Source organism: Limnohabitans sp. 2KL-51 (assembly GCF_003063645.1).
Taxonomy (GTDB): Bacteria; Pseudomonadota; Gammaproteobacteria; order Burkholderiales; family Burkholderiaceae_C; genus Limnohabitans_A.
On sequence record NZ_NESJ01000003.1, the window covers coordinates 133,839 to 157,181 of the forward strand.

23 protein-coding genes and 1 pseudogene are annotated in these 23,343 nt (G+C 60.3%); 9 read left to right on the top strand and 15 right to left on the bottom strand.

Annotated features, from left to right (window positions below; all coding sequences use genetic code 11):
* Positions 1–99: 99 nt before the first annotated feature.
* From B9Z49_RS03755 to B9Z49_RS03780, 6 genes are all read right to left on the bottom strand, one after another.
* The gene (locus tag B9Z49_RS03755) at positions 100–978 is read right to left on the bottom strand and encodes a class III extradiol dioxygenase subunit beta (protein WP_108352098.1); all 879 of its coding nucleotides are present in this window, start codon (positions 976–978) and stop codon (positions 100–102) included.
* A gap of 37 nt (positions 979–1,015) precedes the next feature.
* On the bottom strand, positions 1,016–1,453 hold the full coding sequence (ligA, locus tag B9Z49_RS03760) for a protocatechuate 4,5-dioxygenase subunit alpha (protein ID WP_108352099.1): 438 nt from the start codon (positions 1,451–1,453) through the stop codon (positions 1,016–1,018).
* A 10-nt stretch (positions 1,454–1,463) separates the two neighbouring features.
* Positions 1,464–3,140: a tannase/feruloyl esterase family alpha/beta hydrolase gene (locus B9Z49_RS03765; RefSeq protein WP_199224973.1), complete on the bottom strand. Its 1,677-nt coding sequence runs from the start codon at positions 3,138–3,140 to the stop codon at positions 1,464–1,466.
* A 51-nt stretch (positions 3,141–3,191) separates the two neighbouring features.
* Positions 3,192–4,127, bottom strand: coding sequence for an amidohydrolase family protein (locus B9Z49_RS03770; RefSeq protein WP_108352100.1), 936 nt, complete (start codon positions 4,125–4,127; stop codon positions 3,192–3,194).
* Between the two features lie 111 nt (positions 4,128–4,238).
* A complete protein-coding gene (ligK, locus tag B9Z49_RS03775) occupies positions 4,239–4,922 on the bottom strand; it encodes a 4-carboxy-4-hydroxy-2-oxoadipate aldolase/oxaloacetate decarboxylase (protein WP_108352101.1) in 684 nt (227 codons plus the stop codon).
* Between the two features lie 153 nt (positions 4,923–5,075).
* Positions 5,076–6,104, bottom strand: a complete 1,029-nt coding sequence (locus B9Z49_RS03780; protein WP_108352265.1) for an amidohydrolase family protein — start codon at positions 6,102–6,104, stop codon at positions 5,076–5,078.
* Positions 6,105–6,389: 285 nt separating this feature from the next.
* Between B9Z49_RS03780 and B9Z49_RS03785 the strand changes: the two genes are divergently transcribed.
* Complete coding sequence (locus B9Z49_RS03785; protein WP_108352102.1) at positions 6,390–7,301, top strand: LysR substrate-binding domain-containing protein; 912 nt, start codon at positions 6,390–6,392, stop codon at positions 7,299–7,301.
* A 439-nt stretch (positions 7,302–7,740) separates the two neighbouring features.
* Positions 7,741–7,965 (top strand): annotated as a pseudogene (locus B9Z49_RS03790) (TerC family protein); the annotation flags it as partial.
* A 256-nt stretch (positions 7,966–8,221) separates the two neighbouring features.
* On the opposite strand, the gene B9Z49_RS03795 reads toward B9Z49_RS03790, so the two are convergent.
* Complete coding sequence (locus B9Z49_RS03795; protein WP_108352103.1) at positions 8,222–9,820, bottom strand: ABC transporter substrate-binding protein; 1,599 nt, start codon at positions 9,818–9,820, stop codon at positions 8,222–8,224.
* 85 nt (positions 9,821–9,905) lie between these two features.
* Positions 9,906–10,127 (bottom strand): hypothetical protein, encoded by a 222-nt coding sequence (locus B9Z49_RS22000; protein WP_199224974.1) that lies wholly within the window; start codon positions 10,125–10,127, stop codon positions 9,906–9,908.
* On the opposite strand from B9Z49_RS22000, the gene B9Z49_RS03800 reads away from it, so the two are divergent.
* The 3 genes from B9Z49_RS03800 (at position 10,126) to B9Z49_RS03810 (ending at position 11,517) form a co-directional block, all read left to right on the top strand.
* Positions 10,126–10,653 carry a heme-binding protein gene (locus B9Z49_RS03800; RefSeq protein WP_199224975.1) on the top strand — a complete coding sequence of 176 codons (528 nt, stop codon included), beginning with the start codon at positions 10,126–10,128 and terminating at the stop codon, positions 10,651–10,653. The genes B9Z49_RS22000 and B9Z49_RS03800 overlap by 2 nt on opposite strands.
* 87 nt (positions 10,654–10,740) lie before the next feature.
* The gene (locus tag B9Z49_RS03805) at positions 10,741–11,097 is read left to right on the top strand and encodes an HNH endonuclease signature motif containing protein (RefSeq protein WP_233254497.1); all 357 of its coding nucleotides are present in this window, start codon (positions 10,741–10,743) and stop codon (positions 11,095–11,097) included.
* 15 nt (positions 11,098–11,112) lie between these two features.
* Positions 11,113–11,517: a dihydroneopterin aldolase gene (locus tag B9Z49_RS03810; protein ID WP_108352104.1), complete on the top strand. Its 405-nt coding sequence runs from the start codon at positions 11,113–11,115 to the stop codon at positions 11,515–11,517.
* A gap of 6 nt (positions 11,518–11,523) precedes the next feature.
* On the opposite strand, the gene B9Z49_RS03815 is transcribed toward B9Z49_RS03810, so the two are convergent.
* The 6 genes from B9Z49_RS03815 to B9Z49_RS03840 all read right to left on the bottom strand — a co-directional run bounded on the left by B9Z49_RS03815 (position 11,524) and on the right by B9Z49_RS03840 (position 18,158).
* The gene (locus B9Z49_RS03815) at positions 11,524–12,042 is read right to left on the bottom strand and encodes a pyridoxamine 5'-phosphate oxidase family protein (protein ID WP_255418859.1); all 519 of its coding nucleotides are present in this window, start codon (positions 12,040–12,042) and stop codon (positions 11,524–11,526) included.
* Positions 12,043–12,240: 198 nt separating this feature from the next.
* On the bottom strand, positions 12,241–13,398 hold the full coding sequence (locus B9Z49_RS03820) for a serine hydrolase (protein WP_158273412.1): 1,158 nt from the start codon (positions 13,396–13,398) through the stop codon (positions 12,241–12,243).
* Between the two features lie 31 nt (positions 13,399–13,429).
* Complete coding sequence (locus tag B9Z49_RS03825; RefSeq protein ID WP_158273413.1) at positions 13,430–15,241, bottom strand: serine hydrolase; 1,812 nt, start codon at positions 15,239–15,241, stop codon at positions 13,430–13,432.
* A gap of 130 nt (positions 15,242–15,371) precedes the next feature.
* On the bottom strand, positions 15,372–16,241 hold the full coding sequence (cho, locus tag B9Z49_RS03830; protein ID WP_108352107.1) for an excinuclease Cho: 870 nt from the start codon (positions 16,239–16,241) through the stop codon (positions 15,372–15,374).
* A 176-nt stretch (positions 16,242–16,417) separates the two neighbouring features.
* Positions 16,418–17,233 (bottom strand): 2-keto-4-pentenoate hydratase, encoded by an 816-nt coding sequence (locus B9Z49_RS03835; protein ID WP_108352108.1) that lies wholly within the window; start codon positions 17,231–17,233, stop codon positions 16,418–16,420.
* 31 nt (positions 17,234–17,264) lie between these two features.
* Positions 17,265–18,158 carry an MBL fold metallo-hydrolase gene (locus B9Z49_RS03840; RefSeq protein ID WP_108352109.1) on the bottom strand — a complete coding sequence of 298 codons (894 nt, stop codon included), beginning with the start codon at positions 18,156–18,158 and terminating at the stop codon, positions 17,265–17,267.
* A 95-nt stretch (positions 18,159–18,253) separates the two neighbouring features.
* On the opposite strand from B9Z49_RS03840, the gene B9Z49_RS03845 reads away from it, so the two are divergent.
* Genes B9Z49_RS03845 through B9Z49_RS03850 form a run of 3 tightly spaced genes read left to right on the top strand, consistent with a single transcriptional unit; the run spans position 18,254 to position 20,198 of the window.
* Positions 18,254–18,931 carry a transglutaminase family protein gene (locus B9Z49_RS03845; protein ID WP_108352110.1) on the top strand — a complete coding sequence of 226 codons (678 nt, stop codon included), beginning with the start codon at positions 18,254–18,256 and terminating at the stop codon, positions 18,929–18,931.
* Positions 18,928–19,314, top strand: coding sequence for a hypothetical protein (locus tag B9Z49_RS21735; protein WP_158273414.1), 387 nt, complete (start codon positions 18,928–18,930; stop codon positions 19,312–19,314). Before B9Z49_RS03845 ends, B9Z49_RS21735 begins: the two co-directional genes overlap by 4 nt.
* 5 nt (positions 19,315–19,319) lie before the next feature.
* On the top strand, positions 19,320–20,198 hold the full coding sequence (locus tag B9Z49_RS03850) for a dienelactone hydrolase family protein (protein WP_158273415.1): 879 nt from the start codon (positions 19,320–19,322) through the stop codon (positions 20,196–20,198).
* Here B9Z49_RS03850 and B9Z49_RS03855 read toward each other — a convergent pair.
* Positions 20,164–21,390 (bottom strand): C45 family peptidase, encoded by a 1,227-nt coding sequence (locus B9Z49_RS03855; protein WP_108352112.1) that lies wholly within the window; start codon positions 21,388–21,390, stop codon positions 20,164–20,166. The genes B9Z49_RS03850 and B9Z49_RS03855 overlap by 35 nt on opposite strands.
* Positions 21,391–21,721: 331 nt before the next feature.
* On the opposite strand from B9Z49_RS03855, the gene B9Z49_RS03860 reads away from it, so the two are divergent.
* Positions 21,722–23,224, top strand: coding sequence for a M81 family metallopeptidase (locus B9Z49_RS03860; RefSeq protein ID WP_108352113.1), 1,503 nt, complete (start codon positions 21,722–21,724; stop codon positions 23,222–23,224).
* Positions 23,225–23,343 lie beyond the last annotated feature (119 nt).

Genomic DNA, 23,343 nt, shown 5'->3' on the forward strand with positions numbered 1-23,343 from the left:
CAGAGCGGCTCTGTCTTTGTAGGAGCCCACCCCTGTGGGCGATGCACTGCACGCCCGGCCCTTGGCCCAGGGACTGCGGTGCGATGACCACCAAGCGCATCAGCTGTTTTCCAAAATGACGTGCCCCACCGCCGTGTTGCTGGCAGGCACATGGTAGAAGCGGTGACGCAGTTGGGGCGCGGGGCCAGTGGCCTGGCCGCCTTCGATGTCGCTCATGGCGCCACGGGCGATCAGCCACATGACCAGCTCAATGCCTTCGCTGCCCGCTTCGCGCACATAGTTGATGTGCGGCGTGGCCGCTGCGGCTGCAGGGTCGTTGATGAGTTGGTCCAGCCAGGCGTTGTCCCACGCGCTGTTGATCAGGCCCGCACGCGCGCCCTGCAGCTGGTGGCTCATGCCGCCCGTGCCCCAGATCTGCACGTTCAGATCTTCGTCGAAACTTTCGACCGCCTTGCGAATGGCCTGCCCCAGGTTGAAGCAGCGCTGGCCGCTGGGCACGGGGTACTGCACCACGTTCACAGCGAAAGGGATCACCGGGCAAGGCCAGGCGTCTTTGACCGGGTCCAGCGGGCCGCACATGAGTGACAGGGGCACAGTCAGGCCGTGGTCCACGTCCATCTTGTTGACGATGGTCAGGTCAAAGTCTTGCTGGATGACAGACTGTGCAATGTGACTGGCCAGCTCGGGGTGGCCTTTGACCACCGGCACCGGCCGAGGTCCCCAGCCTTCGTCAGCGGGCTGGTACTCGGCGGCGGTGCCAATGGCAAAGGTTGGAATGAGGTCGGAGCTGAAGGCTGTGGCATGGTCGTTAAACACCAGGAAAATCACGTCTGGCTTGTTGTCCTTCATCCATTGCTTGGAGAAATCGTAACCCGCGAACACGGGCTTCCAGTAGTCTTCTTGCGTCTTGCCCAGGTCCATGGCCGCGCCGATGGCGGGCACATGCGAGGTGAAAACGGATGCGGTGATTTTGGCCATGTGTTGCTTTCTCCAAATAATTGGGATCTGACCCCAATTAAAGTTTTTTACCGGCTGTGCCTTGGGGCTGGTTGTGTGCTTGAGCCGTGCCGTTTTCGCCGATGTAGCGATTGCCTTCTACGCTACGGCCGCCGGCGATCATCATGTTGCGGTATTCCTCTTCGGTCATGCCGGTCATGGAGCCTGCCATCTGCTGAAAGCTCTTGCCGTCGGTTGCGCCGATTTTGGCGAGGAAGTAAATGTTGCCGCCGGTGCGCATGCACCAATTAAGGTCGCGGGCCAACACCGCCTGCTTTTGCTCTTCGGTCATTTGCCACTCGTCCAGGTAAGCGCGTTCGCCGGCTTTGAACCTTTCGCGGTTTTCCGCCTTCATGAGCGACATGCAAAATTGGTTGAGCCAGTAGCCTTTGCGCGATTGTTCAGCATCAAAAATGATGGTGCCGGGCACGTCCAAATAAGGTTTTTCTAAAGCCATGAGTTTTCCTTTACTGCAAACACTTGAAGCTGGCCGCAGCGTTTGCATCGCCACCTTGGTAACGCGGCACGAGAGGCCACTGGCACAAAGGCCGCGTGCGGATCAAATTGACCGGCAAGCTGACCGACTGATCGAGCAACTCCAAAGTCCCCGGAGCTTGACCGTTTTCAACCCATTGAGTCAAAGCGCTGAGCATGTCGACATTGGCAGGAGCGCCCGCGCCCACATGGTCGACGCCAGGTGCTGTATACAAACGCATGAACGCCTGTGTGGTGTCTGCGCCCATTTTCTGGCGCACCGACTCGTAGTAGCCAATACCCGCATACGGGCTTTGCGCATAGTCAGCCATGTTTTCCAGCACGATCAGCTTGCCGCCTCGGGCGTGAAAGGCCGACAAATCAGGGTTGGTCGAGTCCATCAACGCCGAGACCTCCTTGATCCGTGCAGCATGGTCACGCGCTTGGTAGGTGGTCACATCCAGTGAAGGGTTGCGGGCGTAAAAATACTGGATCGCACCACCGCCATAGAACCAGGCAATGCCATTGCTAGGCTGCGGAGGCAGTGAAGGCGCTGTGGCGCCAGTCCACCAGGCCATCCAGCCACCCGTGGCCGCAAATGCAGGAATGGCCTCACCACTGGGGCCGCGCCCGGGGTACTCACGCAAGCCATTGGCCAACTCCACATCCATGCGCAAAGGGGAACCCAGGGTTTGCACCGCTTTGACTTGCGCCGCCGTCAAACAGCTGTCGTTGGCTGCGCCCTCGCATTGGAGTTTGCGCACATCAAAACGCTGACGGCAACCCACCGGGTCGGACACCACGCCGTCGGCCAAGCCGTCTGCGGCGTCACAAGCGGTCAGCACCGCTTGGCCCACCAGTTTGACCTGAGCAGGGGCCATCCAACCGCCATTCATCAAGGCCATGCCATCGCGCAGACCCGCATGCTGCAAACCCGTCCAATGAATGACGGGCACGCGGCTGAAAATACCGTCAAAGTCCTGCGGATAGCGCTGCGCCATGGTCAAGCCTTCACGCCCGCCTTCGGAACTGCCCACGAAATACAACTTCTGTGGGCCTTGGCCATAGCTGCGCTTGATCACCTCAACCGCCACGTCGCGCACCTTTTTGTAGGAAGCATGGGCAAAGTTGAGCAAGGCTTCATCGTTCAGGGCAAAGGTTTGCGGCGGCTCGCCGGGCTTGTTTTGGTGCCCAGAATCGGTACCGTACGTCACATAACCTTGACTCAAAGGCACCGGCTGGTCAAACGGTGCCGCAGGAATCATGGCCAAGGCGTTGATCAAGACACCGTTGAACCCACCACCACCGTACTGCACCGATCGGCCATTCCAGGTCATCGGCAGATTGATCTGAAAGCGGATCGGCGGCGCCTGAGGGTCCACGGGAGCAATCGCACCCAACACACGGCAAAACTCCGGCAGGGCAGGACTGAAACGGGCAGCCGGTGTCGGGCCGCGCTCAACCACAGAAGGAGCTCTGGCAGCCTGCAAAGCAGCCGACTCGATGCGCACAGGACCGCTGGGCAGGGCAATCACTTGCGAGGGCAATTCGATTCCATTGAATGACTCGCAAGCCGCCTTCAGGGGCAAGGCTTGCGGCGCAGCAAAGGCTGTGCCTGTCATAAATGCTGCCATGAAAGCCATGAGCAGAGGTGAAGGGATGTAGCGCATGCTTTGTCTCCTAAAGGTTGGGGTAGGTTGTAGATTGGGCGGCAAAAGGGATCAGGATTTCTCTTCGGGCCAATACAAACGCATCGGGTTGTCCACCAGCAGCTTGCGCTGCAACTCGGGTGAGGTGGCGATGTGCGGGATAAAGTCCACAAGCAAGCCGTCGTCGGGCATGTGGTCTTTCAGGTTGGGGTGTGGCCAGTCGGTGCCCCACAGGACGCGATCGGGGAACTCCTCCACGATGCGCTTGGCAAACGGGATCACGTCTTGGTATGCGTTCTGTTCACCGTTCAAGGCCTTGGGGCCAGTGACCGACAAACGCTCTGGGCAAGACACCTTGCTCCACACGTTGGTGTGCTCACGCATGAACTTCTGAAACAGCGCAAACTGCGGACCATCCACCGGCAGCGACACATCGGGGCGGCCCATGTGGTCCACCACCACGGTGGTGGGCAGCGCGGTGAAGAAATCCCACAGCTCGGGCAGGTCCACGGCTTCAAAGTAAATGACCACGTGCCAACCCCATTTCTGGATGCGGCCCGCGATCTCCATCAGCTCGTCTTTGGGCGTGAAGTCCACCAAACGCTTGACGAAGTTAAAACGCACGCCGCGCACACCAGCGTCGTGCATGGCTTGAATTTCTTGGTCGGTCACGCTGCGCTTGACGGTGGCCACGCCACGCGCCATGCCTCCCGAGTTGACCAAGGCATCGACCATGGCACGGTTGTCCGCGCCGTGGCAGGTGGCTTGCACCACCACATTGCGGGCAAAGCCCAGGTGGTTACGCAGCGCATACAGCTGGTGCTTGCTGGCGTCGCAAGGGGTGTATTTGCGCTCGGGCGCGTAAGGAAACTCTGCGCCGGGGCCAAACACATGGCAGTGCGCGTCCACCGCACCTGCGGGCAGTTGGAATCGAGGTTGGGACGGGCCGGTGTACCAGTCCATCCAGCCAGCGGTTTTGGTGAAGTCACCTGTGGTCGGTTTATTCATGTCGAACGCCTTTTAATGTGTCTTTTTTGTAGGAGCCCACCCCGGGGGCGATGAAACGCAACAGGGTCCACCAGCCATCGCCCACAGGGGTGGGCTCCTACAAAGTCAAAATCAATCGATGTAGTTGAGGCCTGCGGCCGCCAGCGGCTCGCGCATCTTGTACATGTCCAAGCCCAGTACGCCTTGGGCCAATTTTTCGCGCTTGGCACCCTCGTTGGCTTCACGGGCTTGTGCCGCTTCCAGTGTCTTGACCACCAAGGCTTGGGGCACACAGACCACGCCATCGTCATCGGCCACGATCGCGTCGCCGGGGTGGACGATCATGCCGGCACACACCACGGGTATGTTCACCGAGCCGATGGTCGCCTTGATCGTGCCCTTGCTGCTGATGGCTTTGCTCCATGCGGGGAATCCCATCCGTGTCAACTCTTTCACATCACGCACACCGGCATCGATGATGAGAGCCCGTGCGCCACGGGCCATGAAGGACGTGGCCAGCAGGTCACCAAAGTAGCCGTCTGTGCATTCGGCGGTGATGGCCGCGACCACGATGTCGCCGGGCTGAATCTGCTCGGCCACCACGTGCATCATCCAGTTGTCGCCGGGGTGCAGCAGCACGGTAACGGCGGTGCCGGAGATTTGTGCCCCCGCATAGATGGGTCGCATGTAAGGTTTCATGAGGCCGACACGGCCCATGGCTTCGTGCACGGTGGCCGATCCCAGAGCCGCCAGGGCATCGGTGGCTGCGCGGTCTGCGCGGGTGATGTTGCGGTAAACAACGCCGAGTTCGTACATGGTTTTCTCCTGTCTATGCAAACGGGTTGGGGACTTCGTAGGAGCCCACCCCTGTGGGCGATGTGACGTTGAGATTGACACCTTGAATCAGCGGCAAGACCCAACAATCCATCGCCCACGGGGTGGGCTCCTACAAAGCGTTTTACAAAGTGTTTATCGGCCTTGGGCCTTCAGCTGATCGTCCAGCCGCTTGAAGACGCGACGGGCATTGCCTTCATAAACCATGTAACGCTCTTCGTCGTTGAGGTTGGCCGTGGCTTGCACATAGCGCTTGGTGTCGTCAAAGTAGTGGCCAGTTTCGGGGTCGATACCACGCACCGCACCGATCATCTCCGAAGCAAACAAAATGTTCTTGACCGGGATCACCTTGGTCAGCAAATCAATGCCAGGCTGGTGGTACACGCAGGTGTCAAAGAAGATGTTGTTGAGCAGGTGCTCGGAAAGCAAAGGTTTTTTGAGTTCTTGCGCCAAGCCCCGGAAACGACCCCAATGGTAGGGCACCGCGCCGCCGCCGTGCGGGATCAAGAACTTCAGCGTCGGGAAGTCTTTGAACAGATCACTGGTCAAGCACTGCATGAAGGCGGTGGTGTCGGCGTTCAGGTAATGCGCGCCCGTGGTGTGAAAGCAGCTGTTGCAGCTGGTGCTCACATGGATCATGGCGGGAATGTCGTACTCAACCATTTTTTCATAAATGGGGTACCAAGCCTTGTCGCTCAAGGGTGGCGATGTCCAGTGGCCACCCGATGGATCGGGGTTCAGGTTGATGCCCACGTTGCCGTACTGCTCGACGCACTTGATCAGCTCGGGGATACAAGTGGCCGGGTCCACACCGGGCGACTGGGGCAGCATGGCCGCAGGCACGAAGTGGTCGGGGAAGAGTTGCGCCACGCGGTAGCACAGCTCGTTGCAGATGGCCGCCCAGGTGGACGAGACATTGAAGTCACCAATGTGGTGGGCCATGAAGCTGGCGCGGGGGCTGAAGATGGTGATGTCCGAGCCACGCTCTTTCATCTTGGCCAGCTGGTTGGTCTCAATGGTCTCGCGCAGTTCGTCGTCGCTGATTTTCAGCTCAGACACTTTGGGCATGGACGCCGGGTCTTTGATGCCTGCAATCTGCTTGTTGCGCCAGTCTTCCAGCGCCTTGGGGGCGGTGGTGTAGTGGCCGTGCACGTCAATGATCAAGGGGTTCGTTTGGCTCATTTTTTTCTCCTCGCGGATGGCATGGGTCACTGGATCGAATGGGGACATTGGGTGCCCCAATATGTCTTTGGTAGGTCGGAGGCTTTAGCCCCGACATGCATCACCAGAGCACTGCGTCGGGGCTGAAGCAGCCTACCTACGGGGCAAGGGCCTGATTGTGCTCAATCCCCTAGGTATCGCCCAGCCTCCGGCACATCTACCAGTTAGAACAAATATGCATAACCAAGCCTTAGTTATGACAAAATCGAACCCGCAGAAAGGCGATTCATGGACCTCAAACAACTCGAATACTTTGTGCGCGTAGCCGAACTGGGCAGCTTTACCCGGGCCGCCCAAGCCCTGAACATCGCGCAGCCAGCGCTGAGTCGTCAGGTGCGCCTGCTCGAAGTCGAGCTGCGGCAAAACCTGCTGGTGCGCAACGGGCGCGGCGCCACCCCCACCCAGGCCGGGCTGCTGCTGTTGGAGCACGGCCGAGGCATCTTGTACCAGGTGGAGCGGGCGCGAGAGGAACTGGGCCGGGTGCGCACGGGCCTGACGGGGCGCGTGGCTTTGGGCCTGCCGCCCAGCGTGGCGCGGGTGCTGACAGTGCCTTTGACCCGAGCTTTTCGCGTCAAGATGCCCGATGCCCAACTGTCCATCAGCGAAGGCCTGTCGAGCGCGATGCAGGAAAACCTGCAAAACGGGCGCCTGGACATCGCCGTGCTCTACAACCCCAGCCAAGTGGCTGGCATCGAGCACACCCCGCTGGTGCAAGAAGAATTGTTGCTGGTGCAGCCGCGCCCACCGGGCCTGCAAGAAGACCCTCCCCCGCCCGCCATCAGCCTGCAAGAAGTCGCCGCCCTGCCCTTGGTGATTCCCACACGCCCCAATGCGATTCGCATGCATGTGGAGTCTGAAATGGCCGCCATCGGCTGTCGCCCACTCATTGCGCTGGAGATCGACGGCGTGAGCGCCATCCTGGACTTGGTGGCCGACGGCGCGGGCTACGCCATCTTGCCGCGCAACGCCGTCATGCGCTCGGTGCGGCCATCGGCGTTTTTGGTGCGGCCGCTGAAGCAACCGGCCCTGCACATTCAGCTGACCACTGCCATCAGTGCGCAACGCCCCAGCACCCTCACCCAGCAAGCCGCCCTGGCCCTGTTGACCGACATGGCGGTGCAGTGGCTTAGCCCGCCTTGACGGAAGAACGGGGGCGAGGCACCGGGGCCCGCGGGTTGGGGTTCAAGCGTCCGGTTCTGCATACAGCTTGCGTGATGTGGGCACAGTTGCTGGTGGGAATGGACAGGGAAAAATGGCCATTCTCACTTTGCTCAAAAGGAAGCGTGAACGGGCAATGTCTTGAAAAACCCTACAAAATATGGGCTTAAACGATGCCCCAGTTATCAATCTGGGCGTCTTCATTTCTAATCGAAGTATCGTTGGGGAGTAGCTCAATTTCCTCGTGCTCAGTACAGCCTCCAGGCGCACGTCGAGATCAACAAATCGTCATTACGGAGTTTTTACTTCCGGTTTGTTGGGCATATAACTGATTCATTACAAGCAAAGCAAGACCTTCGATCTCTCGTGTTGTGGTGCCTTTTGGCACCTCGACTTGCCTGATCGTTATTGAAGGTCTTTCATGGAATTGTTCTCAATGCCATGGTGGTCAGCGTTGCTGGCCATCATTCTTATTGATTTGGTTTTAGCTGGCGACAACGCCATCGTCATTGCGCTTGCTGCGCGCAACCTTCCGCCTGAACATCAAAACAAAGCCATCATGTGGGGCACAGTTGGCGCCATTGTGGTTCGCTCTGCCATGTTGGTTGGTGGCCTGGGTCTTTTGTGGATTGCCTTCAAGCTAGTCCGATTGGGCTTTGCCGGGCGGTGTCTTGGCCATGAGTGCTGTGATTGTGTTGGCCACCGAATAGCCCCAAAAAGCACCTCGTCCAACTCTTGAAGGTAAAGCACGCAGCGCAACAAATGCCTTGATGCGCAGGCCCAACGCGGTCGCTCATGCCTCCGAACTGGGGGGCTTTTCGGTTTTTTCAAGACAATGCTTGAATGCAAAACCTGAGCCTAAACTCCTGTTGGGTATGCCAAGTGCGCTGCCCATAACACGGTCATTTCTTGAACTTGATCCACTTGAACAGCATGAAGCCGTCTGCACGCTGGTAAGCGTCGATATTGGATTTGGCACCCCAAGTGACCATCTGCTGGTGCAAGGGGATGTGGCCGATATCGTTTGAATGCAGTGTCAGCGCCTCCTTGATCAGGCGGTTGCGCTGCGCCTCGTTGGTCTCAACCTGGATGCGGTTGGTCAGGTCATCCAGCTGTAGGTTGCTGTAGGCACCGAAGTTCCACTGGCCCTGTGCGCCCGCCGGGGAGGCCAGCACGGTGAACAGCAGGTTGTGCGCGTCAAAGCCGGCCGGCGACCACCCCAGCATAAAGAACGACAGCTCGCGCTTGAGCGCACGCGGAAAGTAGGTTGCTTTGGGCTCAGCCTGAAGCCGCACCTTCACATTGACGCGTGCCAGGTTCGCAGCAACCGCCTGGCAAATTTCGCTGTCGTTCGCATAGCGATCGTTGGGGCACTGCATCGTGATTTCGAATCCCGACGGGTAGCCCGCATCGGCCAGCAGCTTGCGCGCCGCATCCAGGTCGTAGGGCAGGCGCTTTTCCATGTCGGCTGAAAAGCCGCGGATACCGTCATTGATCATGCCGCCCGTGGGCCGGGCCAGGCCGCGCATGACTTTGCTGGCAATGGTGTCGATGTCGATGGCTTGGTAGAAAGCCTTGCGCACCCGCACATCCTTGAAGGGGTTTTTACCTTTCACGCTACTGCCCACCAATTCATCGCGCTGCTGATCAAAGCCGAGAAAAATGATGCGCGCTTCGGCGGACTGCAACACAGTCAAGCCCTGTCGCTCCTTGACGCGCTGGAAGTCTTGCAGGGGCACCGGATCAATCAGGTCCACATCTCCAGAAACCAGCGCTGCGACGCGCGTGCCGTCGTTGGCAATCGGCATGAACAACACTTCGTCGATGTTGGTTTCGTGCTGTCCCCACCAGCTGGCATTGCGAACAATCACGGTGCGCACGCCGGGCTGACGCTCTTTCAAGGTGAAGGGTCCCGTGCCGTTGGCCTTGAACGTGGCGGCGTTCTCCACACCTTTACGGCGATCAACCGGTCGGGTGGCGTTGTTGGTTTCGGCCCATTTTTTGTTCAGGATCAGGATGTTGGACATGACATCCGGCAGGATCGGGTTGGGTCGCGACGTCTCAATCTCGATCTGGTAGGGCCCCGTTTTGCGCACTTCCTTGACCGTGGCCAATTGCGAACGCACATCCGAGCCCTCGCCCCGCGCGCGGTCCAAGGAGAACACCGCATCGTCGGCATCAAACGAAGCACCATCGTGAAAGACCACGCGCTGCCTTAAGTCAAATTGCCACACGGTTGGCGACTTGAGCCGCCAGGCCGTAGCCAGCGACGGACCCAAGCGCAGCTGCTTGTCGCGGGTGACCAGAGACTCGAAAACATTGTTCAGAAAAGACAACTGCACCGCCTCATTGAGCGAGTGCGGATCGAGCGACAGCACGTCGCCTTGGTTGGCCACCTTTAAAACCAGCGGCTGGGATGGGCTTTGGCTGTAGGCCGCTGGGGCCAAGCTGAGCCCAGCGAAAAGCCCAATGGCGATGGCGCGTGCGATGCGGTTTTGCATGTCTGGAATCCCGAAATGTGAACGGTGATGAGCTGATGGCAAATGCTAACAGAGGCTCATTTTTCATGCGCCACACTTTGCTTTTTTACCAGTCCATCACCGCAAGGCAGCAGCACTGGGTCTGGCGTGATGGCGCACACAGGTACAAGGAAAGGCAGTTTGCGTGCGGCAAGAGACCAATACTGCTACGATGAATTTGTTTCAAAATACCCACCCCAACACTGACTTTTTCCATGATGCGCTGGCTTTTCCCCTTTTTGTCACCCCTCTTTTCAACCGTCTTGTTCTTTTTTTGTGGAGCCGCCATGGCCGTTGAAGAACCGCGCTACACCGTGCTCGTTTCAGACCCGCCTTTTGAGGTGCGGCGCTACGCCGCCTTCACGGTGGCCCAAACCCAAATCAGTGGCGACTTCGATGCCGCCAGCAGCAGCGGTTTTCGGCGCATCGCGTCTTATATTTTTGGCGACAACATGCAAGCCGGGCTGGGCGAAAAGCGCAAGATTTCGATGACCGCGCCTGTCACCGTCACACCCGAGTCCGATGGCTGGCGCGTGCATTTTGTGATGCCATCCGCCGAAAGTGTGCAGTCCCTGCCCCAGCCACTCAACCCGCAAATCCAGCTGCGCCCCGTGCCCGAGCACGAGACGGTGGCAGTGCGCTTTGGCGGCTTCACCACGCAAGCGAGCATCCAGGAGCAGACCGAGCGCCTGCGGGCCTGGGCGCAGGCTCGCCAACTCAAGCTGAGCCCCACAGCCCAAGTCGCCCGCTACGACGACCCGTTCACATTGCCGTGGAACCGCCGCAACGAGATCTTGATTGATCTGATGCCCTGACCGCTGTCGGGATCAATCGCCTGGTGCGGCATGTGCCGCTGGCGGTCTGTTGTAGCCTTAGGCGATGGTCAATACAGTCTTGCAGCCGTGACAGGGCGCATTCGTAAAAAACTCATTCAAGCCCAGCTTGAAAGCCTGCCCGCACCGCGCGGTGTTGACGCCCTATGTCCGCTGTGCGAGCGCGCCATTCCGCCCAGCCAACAAGACGCACACCATCTGGTGCCCAAGTCACACGGAGGCGCACAAACCGTGGTGCTGCACCGCATTTGCCACCGCCAAATCCATGCGCTGTTCACCGAGACCGAATTGGCCCGCACCTATGCCACGGTCGACGCCTTGAAGCAGCCCGAAGAGATGGCCCGCTTTATCCGTTGGGTGCAAACCAAGCCCGATGCGTTTTTTGAAAAAAGCCGCAAAAGTCAACGGCTCCAAAACCGGCACTGAACCCTGTCCAAATTTATGACCACTGCACCTACAACCAGCCGGATTGAGCTGAAAGACTTTCACCTGGCGACCCGCATTGGCACGTATGCCCCCGGCGACACTGTGCCCGATTACCACGCGCTGGATTTGACCCTGTGGATCGCTCCCGATCTGGTGTTGATTGTCCAAGACGGCATGGCGCATGTGTTCGATTACGACCCGCTGGTGATCGAGATCGAACGACTGGCGGCCGATGGGCTTTACGAAACCCAAGAGCGGCTGATCACGCGCATCGTGCAAGCATGCTCAGCTTACCCAGCCATCGAGGCGCTCGACATCGGTTTGCGTAAATTCCCGGTGCGAGCGGGCAGTGGTTCTTTGGGTGTGCGTTTGGCGGTGGACGGAGCGCAACTGAAGCGCATGCGAGACGACACGGGCTGAAAGCAATCAGGGCATCAGCCACGCCCAGGTGTTGGCGCTCAGCTTTGCCCGGCGATGCCCTTCGTGCGACAACTCCAGCCAGTCCATCTGAAGCACCTGCGCACGCAAAATAGCAAAGCTGTGCGCTGTCACGCCGCTGTTGACCGTTACAGCCTCTGCCGAACCGCCTTGTGGCAACACAGCCCCCGGTGGCTCAGGCGACAAATAATCGCTCGCAGCCGCCGACTGCTTGACCCCTTGCCAAATCGCCTCGACCTCCGGGCCTGCGGTGATGACCGAACAGGCCACCCGCACCCGCAATTGCCAACTCAAACGGGCACTCCAGAACACCAACATCGCTGAAGCTTGCGTCTGCAATTGCGCCACTTTGGGGCTGCGGCTGTCGGTGTAAAAAGTCAACTGTCCGGCCAACGCATCCACCTGTCGCAGCACCACGGTGCGTGCGTTAGGCAAGCCGTCTGGATCGACAGAGGCGAGAACAGGCGTGCGCCACTCGTGGTGCCGGTCTTGGCTGGCGCGGCCCAGCTACTTCCAGATCTGCGGGCGGATTTCCTCGGGCGTTTGCAGGTGGATTTTCATGGGTGAAAGGGTACGGGAGTCAAGATGAACGAGGATAAGCAAAGTCAATCCCATTGCTCATGGCATCGGCCCAATCCCCCCTTTTTGACCCTGATCCGCAACAACTCCCCCCCAAGCCATCCATCACCTTGCGATGCTTTGAAGTTACTTCGGGTAGCGACTGGCCACATTCCGGTACATGGTCACAATAGGTTGGCTGGCTGAAAAACTGGTGGCATGCACGTACATCACCAGACCTGTTGAAGGGCTCATTTGCAAGCGCTGCCCGCCGTGGCCCAAAAAGCAAAAGGTATCAACGGCGCCGCAACCCAGCCATATTTGAAAACCGTAAGCGGCAGAGCCATTGGGTAAAACCACCTCGCTTTGCCGTGTCGTGGCTTCTTTCAGGAATTTGCCAAAGCAGGTGTCTTTGGCGCGCTCCTCCAGGACGTAATGCCCCAACCGGATCCAGTCATAAGGATGGGCCGTAAAACCCGAAAAGGCCGCAACCTGGCCCAGACTGTTGTGCGACCAGGAACCACCTTGGCTGGCACCTATGGCGTGCCAAATCTCACGTTCAAAAAATTCAATGAACTTTTGACGGGTGGCGTCTTCCACCAAGAAGGCCAAGGCCTGTGTGTCAAGGTTGTTGTACAAGCCCTGTTGCCCCGAGGCAGAGTACTTTTCATCGGCTTTGGCCATGAGGCTGATGAAGTCATGCGTCATGTTGCCTTGGTACGACTTGGCCAGTGTCTCGGCTTGAACCTGAGGTGTGGGCGAACCAGTGGGCGAATAAACGGGTTTGTTCGAGCCGCTGCTCATCGCCAACAAATGTCGGATCTTGGCGTTACCCCAAGAGGTGCCGCGCAGCCTGCTGGCGTAGACCGTGGCGTTCTCGTCCAAATTGCCGATGGCGCCACTGCAAATGGCTTTGCCAACCGCCAAAGCCGTCAAGCTTTTGGCCATCGATGCACTGGAGGGGCGAGACTTGTCGTTGACCCATTTTTCGTTGTATTTGCGGTGGATGACGCTGCGCTTGTGCGACAGGATAACGATGCGGTGAACATCGGGATCAAAGGCCTGATCGACCACAGGGGTCAAGCTGGAATTCAAACTTTCTGGCGCCACCTCCAAATGGGAGGGTGTGGGCGCCGCAGAAATGGACTTGGACGTGGGCAGCCATTCCAAACCTTTGGAAAAATCAGCCCAAAATTGATCGCTTTCAATTTGGCCCTTGTTGTTTTGTGCAAGCGCCGCCCCACCATAAAAAATAGCGAGGGATGCCAAACCCAAAACGAGCAAATTTTTTGTCCGCACGTTCATTGATCGTTCCATTTCAATCACCCCTCACAAACTATTTGCCGCCCAGTGCCAGCCACCCTCTGGCGACAGGGTAAATCTGGTCGGCATGTCTGTCAGCCGAATTGCTGAAGAGCACAAACACCCGCTGGTTGGTCGGGTCGGTGCTCCAGGCAATGCGTTGCCCACCATAACCGGCGGCCCAGAAGCTGTTGGGCGCCAAGGCGTTGTCGGTCCAGGTCAAGTAGCCATACCCACCGATGCTGTTCATCACGCCCGGCGCACGAATCTGCGTGGTGCCCAGGTCTCGAATGAAGCGGGCAAAGCAAGTGTCGCCCCGACGCTGTTGGTCGACATACATCGCAAACCGTATCCAGTCGATCAGGGCCATGCGCACCACGCCTGCTGCACCATGAAAATAGCCGCTGCGGTCGGTGCCCAAAATCACGGGATGCTCGGCATTGAACGCGCGCAAAAGTTGCTCATCCACCCACCGCGTTGCGGACATGCCCACCGCTCGCTCGATCATCATGGCCACCACATGCGGATCACGCGACTTGTAGCTGAAACGCTCACCCGGTTTGAGCTTGCTGAACACACCGCGTTGCGCCGTCGATTGGCGCGGGGTTTCGAGCAACTGCTCCAGATTGCCTGAGCCTTCCAGATAATGACGAACCTCTTGCGGCAATGTGCCAACGTAGTCACCCTGAGACGGCTCTGTTGTGCCCGAAGCCATCATCAAGACATCCCGCAGCGTGGCAGCCCCCAAGTCCTTGCCCACCATCCCCGGCAGCAAACTGTCCACACGCTGGTCCATCTTCAAGTGCCCGGCACACACCGCTTTGCCTGCCGCCAGGGCCGCCACAGTTTTGCCCATGCTGGCGCTCAACAGCCTGGTGTTGAATTGAATGCCCCCTGTGGTGATGACATCCACGATGGCACCGTCTGCAATCAAGACCATGACCCGGGACTCCACGCGCCCCATCAGGGCTTGGGCCTGGTCGATGACCTTGGCTTCCTCAACACGGGGCGGGCGCACCGCAACCGGGGCAACACTTGCGCGAGCCGCCGAGCGGTAGTGCCAAGACTGCCCATCACCGGTCAACCAGTCTTCCGGCAAATAAATGGCCCCCGCCTTGCCAAGCGGCAAGCCGCCCGGGCCAGCCTGCATATCTTTGAAAGTCAGCGGCTTGGCGCTGGGCGGCACCTCGCGGATGCGAAACCCCCGGTGATCCGGTCCTGTCGCAGGACGCGCTGGCTCGGCGCTCGCGGGCTCATTGGGCCTGGGTGGTGCCAGCGTCGCCGCTGACCCGGAAGCCGCCATGTCGCGCAGTACTTCTGCAGTCCGCTGCTCATGCAGCGCAGCCAAATCATCGTCCTTCAGATCGCTACCGGCTCTGGCCAAGAGTGCAGAACAATTCGCCCGGACCAGCGTAGCCCCATCGCTGCCCAACATGCGGCCTGTGAGCTTGATGGCGTCACCCACGCTCTCACCTTCCATGCGGGTGAACCAGCGCGGCGCTGCATCCGACATGCGACGCCCCACAGACTGCATCTGCACCCTGTTGGAGGGCATCACTTGCAAATCAAAGGACTCGGTGGTTTGGGCATCTTTTTTCAGACCCTTGCCTGTTATGCCGACCACATCGATGTGGATGCTGGTGCTATAGGCAGGGTTTTGATTCAATAAACTCTGCGAGCAGCTCAGGGTGCCTTGCCAGCGCCCATCCAAAGATGCCCCGACGGCCCAGACGGGCAGCAGCACCAAGCACACGCCGGTCAAGCGGGCACCGTGTTTCATGAATGGGCGCAAAGCCATGCGCAGCATGGGTTTCACAGGACCGATCCGTTGGCTTTTTGTGGTCATTTTTTTATTCTCCGAAAAACGACCCATGAAGTCTAATTGTTCTCTCGCCGCCAATTCACCGTATCCGTCACCCTCTTGGCCCCCAATGCGTCCAAGTTGACCGCCGCCCACGATGGATTGCACAGGCCTTTCACAACAACACAATCTCCACACTCCCCGTGAGCACCGGGCGGCACAAAATCTTGTAGCCATCGGCATCAAAGTTCGCGGCCACTTGGCTGGCCGTTTGGCTCAGTTGGCGGGCCGCGTCGGGGGTGGGGGCGCTGCCCAAATAGCACCAGTGCTTCACGACGTGGATTTGCGTGAGTTCGTCATCGCGTTCCACCAAACCCACCGCGCCCGGGTAGGGCCAGCATTCCACACGCAGCGCCAGCAAGCTGCGGAACAAGCGCTCGCGGTGCGCTTCGGGGGTTTCATCGCCCCGGCACACACCCGCACATTGGCGAATGGCGGCCCTGAAGCAGGCTTTGCCGGGGGGCAGTTTTTCCAGGCCCAATGGGCCGTAACACAGCTTGTTTTGGTCGGCGATGGTGCGCAGCGTATCCAGCGCCGCATGGCGGCTGGCGTACAGGCCATACAGCTCGGGCTGACTGGCAAAGTCGATGTCGCGGGCATAGACCACTTGCGGCACTTCACCCGTCAGTTGCAGGCTACACAGCTGTTGGTTGCGGCGCAGTTTTTGGTTGAACAGCGGGTGCTGGGCTTTGATCATTTGCGCCTCCAGCAGCAGCGCGCCAATCTCGCCGGCCGTGCGGATGTGGCTGATGCGCTGGGTTTGGCGCAGCATGCGGGCCTCGTCAGGCGTGCGCAGGTGTGACAGCAATCGCGCACGGATGTTGATGCTTTTGCCGATGTAAAGCGGCAAGTCGCCTTCTTGGCCGTGAAAGATATAAACGCCGGCCCCAGTGGGCGCATCTTCGATGGCCTCGCGCAGGTGCTGGGGGTATTCGTAGACCCGGCTGTCTTCAAAGTCGTCTCGGCGGCGGCGTGGCAAGGGCATGGTGGGTAAAGGGTGGATCAAGATCGAAGCTGCAAAGTACTGTATATATTTACAGTATACTGATCTCGTCACGCTTCTTGCAGTTGTCTGACATTTTTGTTGATTTACGCCCCAGGCTTTCCCGCTCGGGGCGTTTTTTTATGCCCCCGCCTTGTGGCTCGCCTAGTGCACCGCCATCAGCGTATGCGGGCGCTCAAGCAGCCCAGCGGCGCAGAAAACTCGGCTCTCCAGTTTTCTCCCACCTGCAGCGGCCAGGCGTCGGTCCAGGTACCGGTGGTGATCACGTCGCCTGCCTGCAGGTCCACCGCGCCAGGGCATTGGCGCAGTTCTTTCAAAAAGTGGTGCAATGCATTCAGCGGGCTGTCGAGCACGTTGGTGCCGGTGCCCTGCTCCATCGCTTGGTCATTTTTGAACAACGTGACTTGGGCCTGCGCCAGCAGGATGTGCAGGGCCTGCGCATCGGCGGCCAGGTGCTGGACAAGCTGGCGCTGGCCCACCAGCAAGCGGGCGTGCAGGCCGCTGTCGGCCATGGTGTCGGTGGCGGTGAACTTCCAGTCCAGGCAATGCGACTGCACGACCTCAAAACCCGGTGCGATCCAGTCGATGGCTTCGAACAGCTGCTGCATGCTGGCGTTGGCCGCTGGCGTGGCCTTCATGCCAAAAACAATTTCGGGCTCCAGCCGGGGCTGGCAAGTGTGGGTCAGGTCGATGCTGACCTCGGCCCTCCCCGATGGGGCGGGCTCGGCAAAGCTGAGGCCTGTGTCCCAGACCGTGCCCCACATGGGGCCAAACACGTCGTAGCGTTGCCACAGCGTGCGGTTGGTAAAGCCAACCTTGTAGCCCTTGGCCACTTCGCCTCGCTGTTGGCGCAACTGGCGCACGACCAGGGCTTGTTGGTAGGCAGCAGCGGTGTCGGGACCGCCCACCACACCGGGGGCCTGGCCCCACAAACGGGCTTGGTCGTGGTGTTGCAAGAGTTGTTCGGGGGTCATAGGAATCTCCTAATGAAATGGTGAAAAGGCTTCACACCGCCACAAAGCGGCCATCTTCCAAGGATTGGATTTGCCCCTGTGCCAGCAGCTCTTCCAGGTGCATGTCGATGGTGTTGCGTTCGGCGCAAGGCACAAAGGGCACGTCGTAGCCTTGCGGATACAACAGGCGGCGGCTGACCAGCTCATGAAGGCTGTTCGGGGTCTGCAAATAGCCCAGCAGTTGTGCGCTGCGCTCGTCGATCTTGCTGGCAAAGCGTGCCAGATCGGCCAAAAACTGCGCCCGGTCGGTGATGACCGACTTGTGGTGCGAAGTGGCCCAGATGCGGGCGTCCAGCTCGGCGACTTTTTTCAGGGTGTGCCGAAAGTCGCTCAAGTTGGAGGTGGCGTCGCCGTAATACGGGCCAAAGCCGCTCAGGTCGATGTCGCCAATGAAGGCCAGACCTTCGCTTTCGACCACCAGGGCGCAGTGCCCCGCCGTGTGGCCCGGCAGGTGGTGCGCCCGCACGCGCACGCCACCACCCAGGTCCCATAGCGCGCCGTCGCTGTAGCCGGTGGCGTCGGGCCGGGGTTGGTAATGAAAATCCTTTTGCACGATGGCGTGCATGGCTTCCAGCACCTCGGCGGGATAGCCGTAGTGTTGGCAAAGGCCATCCCACGATTGCGCGGCGGCCAAGTCGGCCTCGTGCACCTGCACAGGGGCGTGGGTCAGGCGGTGCAGCCCCGCCATGTGGTCCTCGTGCACATGGCCCAGGATGACCAGATCCACCGTGTCCAGCTCAGGGCCGATGCGGTTGGCCACCTCGGGCGTGTCAAAGGCCACGCGCATGTCGGCCCCCTGCACGATCAGCTGGTTGCCATCGGGGTATTTGCCCGACTTTTCTCCCAGGTGCACACGCACCGCTCCAAAATTCAAAACCGAGGCCATGCCCGTGTCTCCTTGTGTTGCGCTTGCCAAGCACCATGAAGACACTATAGCCAGCGTGACAGCCCGGCGCTGGCGCACGCGCTACAGTGAACCGCATGACCAACCTGCCCTCCCCCGCCACGCTGGCCGCCACGGCCTTGATCGACAGCGACCACCCCGACGTGATCGCCTTGGCGCGCCAGCACGCGCAAGGCGACACCGACCGTGAACGCGCGGTGTCCCTGTACCTGGCAGTGCGCGACCAGTTCCGCTATGACCCTTACCGCATCGAGCTGTCCACCGAAGGCATGCGCGCCAGCTCGGTCATTGCCCAGGGTTCGGGCTGGTGCGTGCCCAAAGCGGCCCTGATGGCCGCCGCCTGCCGCGCCGCCGGGCTGCATGCCCGGGTGGGTTACGCCGATGTGCGCAACCACCTGAGCACCGAGCGCTTGCGCCAGACCATGCAGACCGATGTGTTCATTTGGCACGGCTATGCCGACATCTGGCTGGACGGCCAATGGGTCAAGGCCACGCCCGCCTTCAACATCGAGCTGTGCGACAAGTTCGGCCTTTTGCCTTTGGAATTTGACGGACGCAACGATTCTATTTACCACCCCTTTGACAAGGCCGGTAACCGGCACATGGAATACGTCAACCAGCGCGGCACCTTTGACGACATGCCGCTGGCGCAGATCGTGGCCGACTTCCAAACCGTCTACAGCGGCTGGATGGCCGAAAAAGCCCCCTTGAAGGAAGCCAGCTTCGAGCAGGATGTGGCCAGAGAAACGCGATGACCCAACGCGCACTGGTGTTGCTGGACTCGATCGCGCTGGTCAACGCCAGCCATGCTGGCACAGTAATCGTGTCGGGCTCGCACGGGGGCTTGTCGGCCTCGCATTTTGTGACGGCGCAGACCCACAAACCCTTTGCGGTGGCCTTCAACGATGCCGGTGGCGGCAAGGACGATGCAGGCCGTGTGGCGCTGCATGAATTGCAGGCCGTGGGCGTGTTGGCCATTTTGTATGCGCACACCTCGGCGCGTATTGGCGAGGCGCAAGACGGGCTGGACAATGGCGTGGTCAATGGCCTGAACCCGCTGGCCCTGGCGCACGGCCTGCAGTTGGGCATGCGTGTGTCAGCTGCAGTACGGCACCTGGGTCAACACGGGATACGGTGAGGGTTGTGCACTTACTTCAGTACCTGCACCGCTGCGGTCTTTGGCTGTGCTTTGGCTTGGGGCTGGGGCCATCGGCACATGCTCAACCCGTTTCCGAGCTGGTTCCGGGAATCAACGGTCTGGCGCTGAAAACTTGGGTCTTTCACCCACTGCAAAAGACCCATGACACCCCCCGCCCAGTGGTGATCGCTTTGCACGGGTGCGGCGGCATCTATGCCACCGTCGGCTCTCGCAAAGGCCAGCTCAGTGCACGCCATCAAGGTATGACCGATTTGTTACTGGCACAAGGCTACAGCGTGGTTTGGCCTGACAGCCTCACACCCCGACAGGAAACCAGTTTGTGCGAACAAAGCATGGCGTCACGCCAAGTCAGGCAAAGCCATCGGCTCAGCGACGTTCACGCCACATTGGCTTGGCTGGCCCAACAAGCATGGACGGATCGCCAACGCGTGGCCTTGCTGGGCTGGTCGAATGGCGGCAACACCGTGCTGGCCAGTTCGGACAGCCAGCAAAAAATCCCTCAGCCCAGTGTGACACCCGACGTGGCGCTGGCCTTTTACCCAGGCTGCAAGGACGCACTGCGCCGGGCTTATCAGCCGAGCTGGCCCGTGCACATGCTGCTGGGGGCGGCAGACAATTGGACGCCTGCGGCGCCCTGTGTGGCTTTGGGCCAGCAATCTGGCATGAGCTTCAAGCTGTACCCGGACAGCCACCACGGTTTTGACAACCCGGTGGGGCAAGTCCAACACTTGCCTCGCGTACCGAATGGCCAACATCCGGGTCTGGGCGTTCACGCTGGACGCAACCCTGTGACGGGCCCGCAGGCCTGGCAGGATGTGCTGGACTTGCTCAAGCAGCGATGGCCTGACCCTGTCTCCCCTTGAGTTGGTTGGCCGCAGCGGCCAAAGGCACCGATTCAAACGCCACGCGGCTGGGCACGTCGCAGGCCACCCACATGGCCGGAGGCTGGGTTTGCATGACGATGCCCGCCACGCTTTCGACCCGGCTTTCGGGCGGCACGCTGGGATCGGGGCTGCGGCAGATGGACAAAAAGCCATCGGACTCGTCACGCAAGAAGCGCTCCAGATCGGCTTGACCGATGGGGGTTTTCAAAGCGTGTTGCCCGGCAGTGCTCAGCCGGTTGTGGCTCGACAAACCCAGGCCCATGGGGGCTTGCTCAGCCAACAGCGATTCACATACAAAATGGTTGGTGTGCACCACCACGCCATCGGTGGGCGTGACCTCGGCCCAACCTGCGGGCGAGACTTCAAAGCAGGCGGCCTGGCCCTCGGCATCGGCGCAGGGCACGTTGGAAGCGGCACCAAAACCCAGCCCCTGATCAGACTGCAAAACCTGCAAACGCTCACGGGCATGCGCCAAGGAATCGCAATCGAGCAAATGCCGCAGCAGCACATGCACTGGCACGCCAAGGCGGCTGCCGTCACGGTTGGAGCGCAGGATGTTCAGGCCCAGCGCAAAGCCCGATTGGTTGATGCCGATCTTGGCCAGCATGCCCGCTTCGGTGAGGGTGGTGATGCTTTGGCCGCTGGGGCCCTGGGTGTGCAACAGCACCAGGGCTTCGCGCTGGCGGCCCATCCAGTCCCAGTTTTGCGCCAGCCAGGCTTGGCCCGTTTGGCTGGCGGAGGCGGTCACGCCCATGGCGGTGCATTCGCCATCTTTCAAAGCGCCGTCCCAGGGCGCATCGGCCAGCCAGTCGGGCAGGCCCGCTGCACGGTTGGCGGCCAAGGCGGCATGGGCCAGCTGCGGCTCGTCGGTGAAAAACGTGGCCGGCAAAATTTCGGTGCGGCAGTTCAGCGCCATCAGGCTACCCAGGCTTTGGCCACTGCCTTGGGCCATGCCGCGCAGTTCAGTCATGAGGTCGGCATCGACCTGCTCAATCACCGGCTCAAAGCGCATGGCGCGCTCGCAAGCGCTGGCCCAGTCGATGCCACAGGCGGCAAACAAACGGGCGTAAGTGACCACGCTGTGCTGGATGCGGCCCTTGGCCTGTTGTCCATAAATTTGGCCGCGCTCATGGGCCGATTCTGCGCTGAGTGTGTCGATGCAAGGGAACATGCTTTGTCTCCAAAATGGCTTGAACTGCGAATGAACCTTGGCTTATAGGAGCCCACCCCGTGGGCGATGGATTTGTGAGGGCAGGTACACGCCCATCGCCCACGGGGTGGGCTCCTACAAAATCAGACCAGCGACAGGTTTTTGAGGTGTCGTCTAAATCCAAAGCCGACAGGGGTCAGCTCCTTCAACATCGGTTCAAGGCTGAGTCTCATGCCCACGGCTCAACACGTCAACCCGGACCCACTTACATTCACGTTCGCGCTGGCACCTCGGTGACTGTGCCCTGCCACCGCACGGGGCCATCATGGGCGTCTGTTGAACTGGAGGCCCTATGCGTTTACTGATCGCAATGATGATGCACGAGACCAACACCTTCTCGCCGGTGCCCACCGACTTGCAGCGCTTTGCGCTGGGGCCAGGTGAAGCGCCGCCAAGAGGCGAGGCGGCCATTGCGGCGTTTCGGGGCACGGGCACGGCCACGGGGGCGTTCATTGACTTGGCCGAGCAGGCGGGGGCCGAATTCGAGCTGGCCCTGGGGGCGCACGCCGCGCCCAGCGGGCTGGTGTTTGACGAGGCCTACGAGGCCATGAGCGAGGTGATTTTGCAAGCCGTGGCGCGCGGTGGTTTTGACGGCATCTTGCTGGACTTGCATGGCGCCATGGTGAGCCAGAGCCATGAAGACGGCGAAGGCGAGTTGCTGCGCCGGATCCGCGCCATCGACCCCAAAACGCCGATTGGCGTGGCCTATGACATGCACGCCAACGTCTACACCGACATGGTCGAGCTGGCACAAACCGTGGCGGGCTACCAAACTTACCCGCATGTGGACATGTACGGCACCGGCGTGCGGGCGGGCACGGCCCTGCTCAAGCTGCTTCAGGGCCAGGCCAAGCCCACCACCGCCTGGGGCCGCTTGCCCATGATCCCGCACATCATGCGGCAAAGCTCACTGGACGAGCCCAACCGCTCCATCCAGGCGCGTGCCCAGCAAATGGAAAAAGAAGGCGCTTTGTGCGCCAGCGTGTTCACCGGCTTTCCACATGCCGACATCGAAAACGCGGGCATGTCGGTGGTGGTGGTGACCGACAACGACCCGGCGCTGGCCCAGCGCCTTCGCGACGAGCTGATGCAAATGGCTTGGGACAGCCGTGCCCAATGGGTGTACGAGCTGGAGCCGCTGGCCGCATCGGTGGCAAACGCCAAAACGCTGAGCGACTTTCCGGTGATGCTGCTGGACCATTACGACAACGCCGCTTCGGGCGGCACCATGGACACCACCGCCGTGCTGGCAGAGGTGCTGCGCCAAGGTTTGCGCAATGTGGCCGTGTTTGCGATTTTTGACCCTCAAGCGGTGCAAGAGGCCATTGCAGCGGGCATCGGCGCGCAGGTGCGCTTGCAAGTGGGCGGCAAGATGGCCATGCCGCTCATGCCGCACCACAGCGAACCGATCGAACTGACAGGCGTGGTCAAGCTGATCTCGAACGGCAAGTACCGCAACAAAGGCCCCATGAGCCAGGGTGCCCGCCAGAACATGGGCCAAGCGGTGGTGATCGACACGGGCGATGTGGAGGTGGCACTGATCTCGCGCCATGTCGAGCCCTTTGACGTGAACGCCCTGCTGTGCCTGGGCATCGACCCGACACAAAAGAGTTTTGTGGTGCTCAAAAGCCGGGTGCACTGGCGCGCTGGCCTGGGGCATCTGGCCGGTGCCACGGTGGAATGCGCCGGAGCCGGTGCCTGCACGTCGGACTACAGCGAGCTGCAGTTCAAAAACCTGCGCCGGCCAATTTACCCTTTGGATGCGGGCGTTGACTGGTCAAAGACATCGCAATAAGCGCCACGCTATAGGCCCTGGTAGAGGCTTTTTGCGCCGCAAAGGCGTGATCCGTCTTGCGTGGCTGGTATGGGTGAGCGCCACACTGGCTGGAGGGGTCATGTGAAGGCATGGGCTGG